The 12,098-nt window shown below is 60.0% G+C and carries 12 protein-coding genes; 2 read left to right on the top strand and 10 right to left on the bottom strand.

What is annotated here, in order from left to right; translation table 11 throughout:
* Positions 1-107: 107 nt before the first annotated feature.
* The 4 genes from ACN2TU_RS15210 to ACN2TU_RS15195 form a co-directional block, all read right to left on the bottom strand.
* Positions 108-251 carry a YHS domain-containing protein gene (locus ACN2TU_RS15210; RefSeq protein WP_435156529.1) on the bottom strand — a complete coding sequence of 48 codons (144 nt, stop codon included), beginning with the start codon at positions 249-251 and terminating at the stop codon, positions 108-110.
* 241 nt (positions 252-492) lie between these two features.
* Entirely contained in the window at positions 493-1,647 is a 1,155-nt protein-coding gene (locus ACN2TU_RS15205; RefSeq protein WP_435156527.1) for a PrnB family protein, read from the bottom strand.
* Between the two features lie 205 nt (positions 1,648-1,852).
* Positions 1,853-3,571 carry a choice-of-anchor I family protein gene (locus ACN2TU_RS15200; RefSeq protein WP_435156526.1) on the bottom strand — a complete coding sequence of 573 codons (1,719 nt, stop codon included), beginning with the start codon at positions 3,569-3,571 and terminating at the stop codon, positions 1,853-1,855.
* A gap of 249 nt (positions 3,572-3,820) precedes the next feature.
* Positions 3,821-4,438, bottom strand: a complete 618-nt coding sequence (locus ACN2TU_RS15195; protein ID WP_435156524.1) for a class I SAM-dependent methyltransferase — start codon at positions 4,436-4,438, stop codon at positions 3,821-3,823.
* 131 nt (positions 4,439-4,569) lie between these two features.
* Between ACN2TU_RS15195 and kynU the strand changes: the two genes are divergently transcribed.
* Together kynU and ACN2TU_RS15185 are read left to right on the top strand one after the other, a co-directional pair.
* Positions 4,570-5,856 (top strand): kynureninase, encoded by a 1,287-nt coding sequence (gene kynU, locus ACN2TU_RS15190; protein WP_435156523.1) that lies wholly within the window; start codon positions 4,570-4,572, stop codon positions 5,854-5,856.
* Positions 5,857-5,939: 83 nt separating this feature from the next.
* A complete protein-coding gene (locus ACN2TU_RS15185; protein ID WP_435156522.1) occupies positions 5,940-6,920 on the top strand; it encodes a BtrH N-terminal domain-containing protein in 981 nt (326 codons plus the stop codon).
* An 88-nt stretch (positions 6,921-7,008) separates the two neighbouring features.
* Here ACN2TU_RS15185 and trpB read toward each other — a convergent pair whose 3' ends face one another.
* From trpB to ACN2TU_RS15155, 6 genes are all read right to left on the bottom strand, one after another.
* Positions 7,009-8,181, bottom strand: a complete 1,173-nt coding sequence (gene trpB / locus ACN2TU_RS15180; RefSeq protein ID WP_435156521.1) for a tryptophan synthase subunit beta — start codon at positions 8,179-8,181, stop codon at positions 7,009-7,011.
* Between the two features lie 147 nt (positions 8,182-8,328).
* Entirely contained in the window at positions 8,329-9,102 is a 774-nt protein-coding gene (locus ACN2TU_RS15175; protein WP_435156520.1) for an enoyl-CoA hydratase/isomerase family protein, read from the bottom strand.
* Between the two features lie 55 nt (positions 9,103-9,157).
* Positions 9,158-9,925 (bottom strand): SDR family NAD(P)-dependent oxidoreductase, encoded by a 768-nt coding sequence (locus ACN2TU_RS15170; RefSeq protein ID WP_435156519.1) that lies wholly within the window; start codon positions 9,923-9,925, stop codon positions 9,158-9,160.
* A gap of 68 nt (positions 9,926-9,993) precedes the next feature.
* Positions 9,994-10,449 (bottom strand): MaoC/PaaZ C-terminal domain-containing protein, encoded by a 456-nt coding sequence (locus tag ACN2TU_RS15165; protein WP_435156518.1) that lies wholly within the window; start codon positions 10,447-10,449, stop codon positions 9,994-9,996.
* Positions 10,450-10,505: 56 nt separating this feature from the next.
* On the bottom strand, positions 10,506-11,654 hold the full coding sequence (locus ACN2TU_RS15160) for an acyl-CoA dehydrogenase family protein (protein WP_435156516.1): 1,149 nt from the start codon (positions 11,652-11,654) through the stop codon (positions 10,506-10,508).
* Complete coding sequence (locus ACN2TU_RS15155) at positions 11,644-12,063, bottom strand: RidA family protein (protein WP_435156514.1); 420 nt, start codon at positions 12,061-12,063, stop codon at positions 11,644-11,646. The genes ACN2TU_RS15160 and ACN2TU_RS15155 overlap by 11 nt, the downstream gene beginning before the upstream one ends.
* Positions 12,064-12,098: the final 35 nt, after the last annotated feature.

Raw genomic sequence — 12,098 nt, 5'->3', positions numbered from 1 at the left:
TCATCGGTATCTGTGCTCACTGCTGACATAAATCCACCTCCCCACCGACGGGTGTGAAGTGAACACACCTACCCGTTCAGTCGTGTCGGTGGCGATGGGAGGCGGTTTTAGGTGTACCGTTCGGGATGGTCTTCGAACTTCTCCTTACATCCCATCCCCTCACAGAAGACGTACATTTCACCCTCGTATTCGGTTTGGGCGGGCGGGTCGTTCGCATCGACTTCCATTCCACAGACCGGGCATTCAGCCATTGCAGGTCACGCGTCCGAAAGCGACGGATATCCCAAAGAGCGTTTCGGCCACGCGGAATCTACATCGGCAGTCGTGTATCCCTGCCTCCTCGCTCGTGTCGTCCTCCCGTTGCAGGGTAGCGATATCCGCGAGTTCAATAGCCGCCTTTCGCGTGAATCGATATTTCAATAGTCGAACGGAGTCGTCTTGGGGTTCTCTGGATACTTGTCTATCGCGGCGACTCGGTCATTGGCGAGTCGGTCAGCTGGTCGAAAGTCGACAGTCCTCCGTATCGTCGGTGAACGACCCAAGGTAGTGGCTGAACGGAGTTCCGCCGGTGCCTTTGCTCTCGTCGAGCGGCCCGACGATGTACTTCGCGACGACGTTGACGTGGTGCTCGCGGAAGGTTACCATGCTGTCGATGCAGTCGTTGTAGGCTTCGCGGAGTTCGGCATCGCCGTTCGAAACGTATTCCCGAATGCTCGGCCCTGCTTCGACGGCCTCGACGAACTGCCGGTGTGGGGTCGGCATATCTTTCCGGAGTTCGCGGAGGTGTCCGACGAGCGCATTGGAACCGTGGTCGATACCTAACGCGGCGTCCAACGCTGGCAGTATGCTCGATTGTGCGCCCGATGCGCCTCGGAACGACTGGCGACCCTCGAGGTTCGGGACGCCCTCGTATTCGACGCCGGTGAGCGGCTTTAGATAGGGTCGAAACCCTTTCCCGTACATCTCCGGGTCGTTTCGCTCGGGCATTCGATTCAGGATGTCCGTGATATCCGCTACTGAGCGTTCCATCGTTCGAATGGCCTTCTCAACCCGGTCGGTGTCGTCTTCGAGAACACCTTGTTGTGCGTCTCCGATAGCCGCTATCGCTGGCCCCGCCCGGTGTTCGATAGCGACGTGAATCGCGATGAACCACCGTTCGTCTCCCGGAGCGAAGAAATTCGTGACAGACCGAACGTTCTGCGGCACCATGTCGCCGTCCGGGTCGTCACGGGTCCAGTTGTAGAGGACGTAGCCGTCGTAGGAGAGAACCGGCGTCGCTCCCAGTCGTTTCGTCGATTCGTATAGGGGAACCGCTACACCAGCAGGAATGGTCTTGGCCGTGGTGGCGTCGGTCTTGTTGACGTACGCGTTTGCAACGAATCCGGAAACGGTGTAGACGCGGGCGAGTTCGCGGTCGGTCAGTTCGTCGAATACGTCGCTTGGTGGTACCGAAAGACTGCGAACCTTCGGCCTGAGTCGGTCGGCTTCGAGGAGTTCGGGGAGGTTGTGGCCCACTTCGTCAAGAGTCTGTAAGAACGGCTGGGCGTCCGTTCCGAACGAGGTGAGAGGGGTGGCATCCGGAAGGAACCCGTGTTGTGGGCTGATATCGAATCGCTCGTGGTCGAGCGTAGCAACGCGTTCGGCCATATCTGGACTCTCTACGGGAGTCCGGTTCTTAAATCATAAAGTTCTACCTCGCTGTCAATTTTGGCGGATAGAACCCGAATCAGTACACCACCACGCACAACTACGCAGTAGGTACCGCGAACCGACGGCACTTCCTCTCTAACGACCGAACACATCCATTTTCTGTCATCCGATACGAGTTCGAACCAGCGATTGAAAGCTTGTGTCACATTTTCGTGGCCTCGTAAACGGTCGTCGTCCCGCTCAGCTCATTCGCGACGATGAGAAGCGAGTTATCAATGGGGCTATCTTCGGCGGGAACGAAGGTCAGTCCTTCCGGTGCGAGGTCACCGGCTGCACCGGCTTCCAGTTCACCACTTTCGAGCGCGTCGGCGAGATCCGGGTCGGAACCGGTTAATCCCAGTTCGGCGAAATCGAATATCCGGTTGTTCGCGTACTCGATGAACACGGGTTCTTGAGGGGTAGAAATATCGAACACCATGATACCGCCGATTTCCTCCAAACCGATGAACGCGTAGTCGATTCCATCGACGTTGCCAACTGCCACTCCCTCCGGTTCGGGGCCGGCTGCTGGACTCTCCTCGTCCAGCTCGATCGAATCCGAACCGGTATTGAAGGCTGCTTCAGGGAACGTTCCATCCGAGATGAGGTCGGCGATGACGCTCTCGATCATGTCGCCGCTTTCGAAGACGAGTTCGATACCGTCGTCGGTCGGTCTCCAAATCGCGAACGAACGCCCGCCGTAGATATACAACTCCTCGAGTTTTCCATCATCGTTTACATCACCGAGGTCGGTCGATACTTCCAGCCCTTCCAATGACGAGAGCGTGCTCCGGTCGAATCGTGATTCGTCGATTGAAACGTCGATACCTCCGTCATCGTCCGTGTCGAGTCCGAAGGTTCCATTTTCCTCGACGAGAACGCCGAACTCGGTGAACCCGTCGTAGCCACGAGGGTCGCCCTCGTTGGCGGTGACCAGATACGTCTCTCCGTCGACCGTGTACGCGTCTATCGAGTCGGGTTGGTAGATGCCGAAGAGCGGTTGCGTTTCGATATCGATTCTCCCATCGTCTATAGCGTCGAGCGCGTTCCCCGGGAGCGAGAAATTCTTACATCCGAGCGGCACGATGTCGCGGACGCTCGCCGCGTCGATATCGACGACGGCGATGGCGTTGTTTTCTTGAAGGACGACGTATGCCGTCTTGGAGTCGTCGGAGACCGCGATATACTCCGGTTCGAGATCCTGTGCAACCGTCGCGTCTGGCCCGTAGATGCGGACGCCTTTCTTGCGGAGGGCCGCCGCTTCCGAATCGAATTTTTGGAATCCAGCGGTCGAGACGGCCACGTTTTGAACACCACTGGAAACGTCAAGGATGTTGACCGAACCACGTGGGTCGCGGTCGTACGAGTCGTTGGGTTCGCCCTCGCAGGCTACGAGCAACGACTTGCCATCGGGGGTGAACGTCACCATATCGGGGAGGATATCGACGGTTATCGAATTCAGAAGGTCGAGGCTCTCAGTATCGTAAAAGAAGATTCGACCCGGCAAGGTCTCCGGGTCGGCAGCGACGGCGACCGCAACGACGCCATCGCGAGCAGCAGCGCTGTTGGCAGGGCCGGGGTTGCTCCAAACATCGGTGATTCGAATCGAATCGACCAGCGTCGGGGCCGACGGGTCAGAGAGGTTGAGGACGTCGACGGCCGTTTCGTTTGCATCCACGACGAACGCACGCTCCGTGTTCGCGTCGTAGGTGGGAATTTCCGCGGCATCTTCGTTGTACACTCCGCTCTCGTACCGCCCGATCTGCGTCAGTACCCCCGCGGATTTTTCATCGATATTCCTGGACTCAGCCCCTCCAACCGTCGATAACGTCGGTGTCAGAAAGAGGGCTCCACCAAGTTTGAGAACATTTCGTCGCCTCATAGTCTGTCTTTTCGTCATCTGTCTTCCTGTCGACTACTGGCAATCGTATAATAATTCGCTGTTGATTACACATTTGCTCACATTTATTTCCCCGTTCAAAGTTCGCGTTGACGAGTTCGTAGTCGGAATTAGCACCTACATGGATGGCACGACAAACTACGTTCAGTGGCTGCGAGTTGGAATCACCTGTCTCATTCACCAACACATGAAGGTTCTCCGGTCGGCGACAGGAATCCGTCTCATCCCCCGTCAGAGGGCCCGAAACACACGAACCGTATCACGATTCCCCGGTTCGCACACCAACTGTGCGAGGCCGAGGTCGGAAAACACCTGTTTCCAATTGCGGTGATAGAGCGGGAAGTCGTCGTGGACGTAGCTCACTTCGGCACCCGATCGACCGCGTTGGGGGCTGTTCCCCTCGTTCTCGGCGGTGATGAGGATATCACTCGTGACGCGAATCAGCTCCTCGAACACCCACGTGTTTTCGGGGTGAATGTGTTGGAGGGTTTCGACCGAGTAGATGACATCGAACGCGTTGTCGGGGCAATCGGGGAGTACGTCCTCGATTGCGCCGGTGTGAAATGTTCCTGTCGCGGCGAGTTCGGGATACTTCTCTGCCATCACGTCGAACGATTCGTCGTTGATATCGATGCCGGTGAGGTTCTCGTAGCCGTCATCGAGAAGATGGGCGAGGTGACGGCCGGAGCTACAGCCAACTTCGAGGATTGCGGCGTCATCGTCCACGTAGTACTCGAACACGCTGGCGAGGGTGTCGCTTACTTCGTTCGACCCGATTTGGGCGTAGTACTCGGGTGAAAATTCTCCCGAGCGTTCGGCCCAACTGCGATGATTGTCCTCCGGTTCCATACTGACCCTCTCGTAGCTAGAGGGTTAAGTCGGTCATGGAACGTCGTGGTGACCCACTTTCGTCCCTCACCTCGGTCGTTCCGTTGGTCATTCTCCGAAAAATACACCTCGATGGACGTGCCACACGGAGCATGGACGACGAGTTCGAACTCGGGCGCGAACACGCCCAACAACGCGACGACGCAACCGACGTGATGGTTCGCGACCGGTTCTATCTTCCCGACGACCTCTACCTCGATGGCAACTCACTCGGCCCGCTTTCGACCGACGCCGAAGAGAGCCTCGAACACGTTCTCGACGAATGGCGCGAACTCGGTATTCGCGGGTGGACAGACGGCGACCCCTCGTGGTTTCACTACGGCGAACGCCTCGGCGAACGCCTCGCGCCGATGGTCGGAGCCCGCGAGGACGAAGTCGTGGTGGCCAACTCCACGACCATTAATATTCACACCCTCATCGGCACGTTTCTCGACCGCTGTGCCCGGGAGGGACGTGGGCAAAAAGTCGTCGTGAACGACTTGGATTTTCCGACCGACCACTACGCCATCCGTTCGCAGTTGCGGACTCGAAATCTCGACCCCGACGAGCACCTCGTTGTCGTCGAGTCTCGCGACGGACGTACCATCCGCAAGGACGATATCGCGGCGGCACTCGACGCACACGACGACGTCGGCATCGTCTTTATGCCGTCCGTGCTCTACCGTTCGGGCCAGCTCTTCGACCTCAAATCGATAACCGACCTCGCACACGAACACGACGCGTACGCGGGGTTCGACCTTGCTCACTCTGCCGGCGTGATTCCCCATTCGCTGGCTGACGACGGCGTCGATTTTGCCGTCTGGTGTCACTACAAATATCTGAACGCCGGACCGGGTGCTATCGCGGGACTGTACGTCCACCGCGATTATCACGGCGAGACGCCCGCGCTCGCAGGCTGGTGGGGTCACGACAAGGAGACACAGTTCGAGATGCGAACGACCTACACGCCCGCCACCTCCGCGGGTGCATGGCAGACGGGGACGATTCCCGTTCTCAGTGCCGCGCCGCTTCTCGGCGTGCTGGACATCGTTGACGACGTCGGTATCGAACGCCTGCGCGAGCAGTCTCTCGCGCTGACCGACTATTTCATGTATCTCGTGGACGAGCGCCTGCCGGAGTGTTCGATTGGAACACCACGCGAGCAGTCTCGTCGCGGCGGCCACGTCGCCGTCGAACACGAGGAGGCGTATCGCATCACCGAGGCACTCAAGGAACGCGGCGTCGTCGGCGATTTCCGCCCGCCGAACGTCGTTCGGCTGTGTCCCTCCCCCCTCTACGTCGGGTTCGAGGACGTGTGGAACGCCGTAGAACTGCTTCGTGAAATCATCGACGGCCGCGAATACGAGCAGTTCGCCGAACGAGACGGCGGGGTGACGTAACTACGCGTCACTGAAGAGTCGCCACCTTCGACGGGTTTGCTGTAGTCGATATTACTTTACGGCGAGCCCTCGGTCGAACGTGTATGAAACTCTCCGCATATTCACATTCGCCGGGTGCCCACTGCGGGTCGGCGTCGCTTCGAAACCTCGCTGACTTCTACGGATGGGGCTTCTCCGAGTCGGTCTGTTTCGGATTGGGTTCCGGCCTCGGATTCGGCTACTACGAGCGCGGTCCCGCCAGTCGCATCATCATGGGTCGGAACGGCGGGTTGGAAACCGGCTATTTCGAAACCCTCGGCATCGACTACGACGAACGGAGTGGGCAGAAATGGGAGTCGGCGTGGAACGACGTTCGGGAGTCTCTAGCCGACGGTGTTCCGGTGATGCTGTTCGTCGACCTCTACTATCTCGACTACTTCAAATCGGACACGCATTTCGGCCCGCACATCCTCCTTTGTGTCGGTATCGACGGCGACGAGGTGCTTCTGTCGGACAGCGAGTTCGATTCGATAAAACGACTGCCGGTTTCGCACCTGCGGGACGCATGGAACTCCGACTACGGGTTCGGGCCGCTCGACAATCGATGGCTCGTCGTCCGTGACCCAACCGTCGAAACGCCTTTCGAGACGGCCGCCGAGACGGCAATCGAACGCACGGCGACGATGCTCCTCTCCCCGGATGACGGCGACTGGAAGACGCAGGGTATCGACGGGATTCGACAGTTCGCGGACGACCTTCCGGCGTGGACCGAACTGGAGGATACCAGTTGGTGTGCTCGTTTCGCCTATCAGAACATCGAACGACGCGGCACCGGCGGCGGCGCGTTTCGTCGGCTGTACGCCGATTTCCTCGACGAGGCCGCGTCGGAAGTCGGTCTGCAGGAGGACGTTCCGACCCAACTATACGACATCGCGGACGATTGGACCCACTTGAGCACGACCCTCAAAAATGCGAGTGAGGCGGAGGGCGAGGAACAGGCGCAACTTCTCGAAAACGCCAGTGACCAAGCGAACGCGATAGCCGACCGTGAGGAGGCGTTTTTCGACGGACTTCGAAAGCTGTAGGCTGACTCGTGTAGATCGAAATCGATGTTGTGGTGATCGAACAGCTATTGTGTCTTGCCAGTGGAAATTTCGTGGTAGCGCAGGTGAGTCACTCCCCACTGAGATACTCGTTCGCGATTTTGTCCACGTCTTTGTCACCCCGCCCGCTGAGGTTCACGATGATGACGTCGTCTTCGTGTCGGTTGGCGGCGAGTTTCTTCGCGAGCGCGACACCGTGGCTCGACTCCAGCGCCGGGACGATGCCTTCGAGTCGGCACAGGTCTTGGAACGCTTCGAGCGCCTCCTCGTCCACGATTCCTCGGTACTCACAGCGCCCGACTTCGCGGAACATCGCGTGCTCCGGGCCGACGCCGGGATAGTCGAGTCCTGCGGCGATGGAATGAACCTCCACGTCGTCGTCGATGGTTCGGGTGCGCATCCCGTGAAGAACGTCCTCTTTTCCGGCGGCGAGCGGGGCCGCGTGGCGTTTCGAATCCTCGCCTTCGCCACCCCCTTCCGCGCCGTAGAATTCCACGTCATCGTCGCGGAACGGGTGGAACAGTCCCATCGCGTTGGAACCGCCGCCGACGCACGCGATCGCGGCGTCGGGCAGTTTCCCTTCCTTTTCCAGTATCTGTTCCCGAGCCTCCGTGCCGATGACCGACTGGAAATCTCGCACCATCCGCGGGAACGGGTCCGGCCCAACGACCGACCCGACCAGATAATGCGTGTCGTCGATGTTTTCGATGAGGTCTTCCATCGCCACATCGACCGCATCCGCGAGCCCTTGGCCGCCCTGTGTGACTTCGTTCACTTTCGCGCCCATCAACTCCATGCGGAAGGCGTTCATCTCCTGTCGTTCGAGGTCTTTTTTCCCCTGATAAATCTCCGTCTCGAGTCCCAACAGCGCGCCGACGATCGACGTTGCCGTCCCGTGCTGGCCAGCCCCGGTTTCGGCGATGAGCCGCTCCTTCCCGGCGTGTTTGGCCATGAGTCCCTGTCCGAGGCAGTTGTTGAGCTTGTGAGCGCCGCCGTGAAGGAGGTCTTCACGTTTGAGATAAATTTTCGCGCCGTACTCCGCTGACAGTCGCTCGGCGTGATACAGCGGCGTGGGCCGCCCGGCGAAATCCCGTTGTAGTCGTCCTAACTCGGCTTGGAACTCGTCATCGTCTTTGACGCTATCGTACGCGTCGGCTAACTGCTGTAGTACGTCGTCCAGTTCCTCCGGAACGTATCGTCCACCGTACGACCCGAACTCGTGCTGTTGGCCATCATCAGGCATGTCCTACTATACTACAATCATTATTATAAACATAATGTACGATGGACACACACTCACAGCCCATCCCCCGGACAAGACATCGAAGCCGCTGACGCCGGGCGATTCGACGTCGTTGATTCCACCCGACGAAACCCCCAGCCGAGTTGCTTACGACGACCACTCCGGGTCACGTCGTTCGAGTTGCGCATCGACGCCCTCCCGGTAGTCCGGGTCGGTTCGGGCCGCTTCTAACGACACCGCTTCCACCTGTGATTTCGCCGCAGTCGGCGACATCTCCGCACTCGCGTAGATGCTTCGTTTGAGCTTTTTCAGCACCCGTGGACTTTTCGCGGCGAGTGCGTCGAGTATCGACTCGACCGCCGCGTCCAACTCATCTGCCGGAACGCTCCTGGAAACGAGGCCAATTTCGTCCGCACGCTCGCCGGAAATCGGCTCGGCCGTCATGAGCAGATCCATCGTTGTCGGGAGGCCGACGCGATGAACCAACTCCGGCGGCGAGAAGTGGTTGACGATGCCGAGTGCGGACTCCGGCTGCCCGATTTGCGCGTCGTCCGCGGCGACCGGAATGTCCGTGTGCAAGAGGAAGTCGAACCCACCGCCGTAGGTGTGGCCGTCGATTTTCGCCACCGTGGGCTGGGGCATCGTTCGCATTTCGGTAAACAGGTCATCCCACGTCTCGGTGAACGGTTCGAGCGCGTAATCGCGCTCTTTCACTTCCTGCAAGTCGCCGCCAGCACAGAAGGCGTCTCCCGCGCTTTCGAAAAGCACGACCCGCACGTCGTCTCGGTCGCGATAGTCGCGAAGTCGGTCGGTCATGGCCAGTTTCGTCTCCATATCGATCGCGTTCAGTTTCGCCTCCCGTCGAATCTCGATTCGGGCGACCCCGTCCGCGACGCTGAATTCGGCGTTTACATCCGTCATGCTCGTCCGATTGTATCTCCACTCGAAAATAACTATACCCCGGTTGGGAAACGGTTCACTCGGCGATCCAGCCGCCATCGACGACTAGACACTCCCCGGTTACGTAACTCGCCATCCCGCTGGCGAGGAATAACACGGGGGCGGCCACTTCGGTAGGGTCGGCAAATCGCTCCATCGGCGTTCGGTCGACCAGGCGCTGGTAGAGGTCGTCGTTCTCGCGAATTCCTGCCGTCAAATCGGTGCTCACGTAGCCGGGGGCGACGGCGTTGACGCGCACATCGGGTGCCCAGTCGAGCGCGAGACTCTTCGTCAACCCGACGAGACCGTGTTTCGATGCGACGTACGGGTGTTGCCGTGGAATGCCGACGACGCCGCCGACGCTGGCGACGTTGATGAGCGAACCGCCGGATTCACGCAGCGACTCCCCCGCCTCCTTTGCGCAGGCGAACGCGCCGCGAAGGTTAACGTCGAGCATGCGGTCGAACTCGTCGAGTTCGACCGTCTCGGGACGGCCGAGGCCACCACGGGGATTGATTCCCGCGTTGTTGACGACGACGTCGATGCGGCCGAACTCGGACTCGACGTTCGTGAACAGGTCGGCGACTGCTTCCCGGTCGCCGACGTCCGTCGGAACGACCATCGATTCGCCGCCGTGTTCTCGCACGGCTGCGGCGGCATCGGCAACGTCCGATTCGGTTCGGGATGTCGGAACGACATCGGCACCCGTTTCCGCGAACGCCTCCGTTATCGCGCGCCCGATTCCACGACTTCCGCCGGTTACCACGACCACTTTTCCGTCGAAATCCGGTGTCAAATCGACCATCTCTCAGAACTGTGACGCCGCTGATAATCAAGGTGGCGTCGGCCTCAACCCGCCGTGGTTCGTCCCCGTTACCTGCGTTCGACAAGCACCCGTTTCGTCAACTGCAACACGGGGTCACCCTCGTCGGTTCGCATCCAGAGGTCGAACCGAACGATGCCCTGGTCGTCGTTCCACGCTTCGAGACCGACGATTTCTGCGTCGGCGGAGAGAACGTCGCCGGGTCTGACTGGACGCCGCCATTGGAGATTCTCGACTTCCATCCCGGCAATGACGGCGAGTTTCTCCCGCTCGATAACGCCGTCTACGAATCGGCGCATGCTGATGGCCGCCGTATGCCACCCGCTGGCGACCAAGCCGCCGAACATGGAGTCTGCCGCCCCCGCCGAATCGGTATGAATCGGCTGGGGATCGAATCGCTTCCCGAACGAGATGATTTCGTCTTCTGAGACCGTCTCGGTACCGAGATAGAACGTTTCGCCGACGGCGAGGTCTTCGTAATATCGGGGCGTCGAACCGTCTGTCATCGGGTCTACAACGGAACCTCTCCGGAAATGAGTTGCCCTCGGTCGGGGATGGCTCCTTAGTCGTACATCTGTTTGCTTACGACCAACCGATTGATTTCGTTCGTGCCGTCGTAGATCTGTGTTCCCTTCGCCTCGCGCATGTATCGCTCGACGGGGTAGTCGTGCGAGTACCCCCGTGAACCCAGTACCTGTACCGCCTCCGTCGAAATCTCCATCGCGGCGTCCGTGGCGAAGGTTTTCGCCATCGCCGCGTCCTGCGTGACACGATTTCCCCGGTCGCGCCGTCCGGCTGCGTACATCGTCAGCAGACGCGCCGCCTGCGTTCGCGTGGCCATGTCCGCGAGTTTGAACCCGATTCCCTGGAACTCGCGGATGGGTTTCCCGAACTGCTCGCGCTCATCCGCGAACGTTTTCGCCGCGTCGAGCGACCCCTGTGCGAGGCCGACGCCCTGGGCGGCGGTTCCGATTCGCCCGATATCGAGTCCTTCCATCACGTACCGGAACCCACGCCCCGGTTCGCCGACGACGTTCTCGGCAGGTACCCGGACGCCGTCGAGCCGTATCTCGCTCTCGATGGCCGCCTCGCCCTCCATACAGGGGATGTCCCTGACGAACTCCAGATCCTCGTGGTCTGCGGGGTCGGGGATGCCGACGAGGCTCACCCCATCGTGTCCTTCTCCGCCGGTTCGTGCGACGACGAGCAGGAAATCGGCGACTTCGCCGTTCGTCGTCCAGACCTTGTGGCCGTCGAGCACCCATTCGTCGCCCTCGCGTCGTGCGGTGGTTTCCATTCCGGCGGCGTCGCTTCCCGCCTCGGGTTCGGTCATCGAGAGGGCGGGAATAGCCTCCCCGCGACAGACGGGTGCCAACCACTCCTCGCGTTGCCAGTCGTCGCCGAATTCGGCGATGGGGTAGCCCACTAGTCCACACGCGATGTTGACCGCTCCGGCGATGAGCTTCCACGCTCTCGATAGCTCCTCGACCGTCACCACGAACGAGCGATAATCGAGGCCTGCACCGTCCACGTCGGTCGAAAACGGAACGCCGGTCAACCCGGCCTCGCCGACGCGACGGACGATATCGACCGGAAACTCGCCGCGGGATTCGTAGTCGTCTACGTGCGGGAGAATTTCCGCTTCGCAGAACTCCCGAACCGTCTCGCGGTGGTTTTCGTGTGCTTCCGTAACTTCGAATTCACCGAGCATCGGCCGCCTCCTCATCGATAACGGCAAATCCTTCCAGCTCGACCAGTGCAGCCTCTTTAAAGAAGCCGCTCACCTCGAAGAGCGCGAGCGCCGGGTACTCCTCGAAGTAGCGACCGAACACCTCGCCCAGCGGTTCGAGGTTCGCCCGGTACGCGTCCCGGTCGGCGACGAAAATGTTGAGTTTCACGATATCTTCGCTCACGCCGCCAGCTTCCTCGACCACCGTCGCGAGGTTGTCGAGCACCTGTTCGAACTGGCCGACGAGGTCGTCGGGGGCGACGATATCGCCGTCCGATCCCGTCGCGTCCTGTCCGGCGAGATAGAGCGTCTTTCCGCCGTCTACCAGCACGCCGTGATTGAACCCACGAGGCTCGGCCAACTCCGGCGGCGTGACGATTTCCCGTTCCATGTGTGGAAATAACTGGCGCAGCTATCTTAATTGCT

Source organism: Haladaptatus marinus (assembly GCF_051194195.1).
The sequence above is the reverse complement of the archived record's forward strand: the minus strand, read 5'-3'. Positions and strand labels throughout refer to the sequence as shown.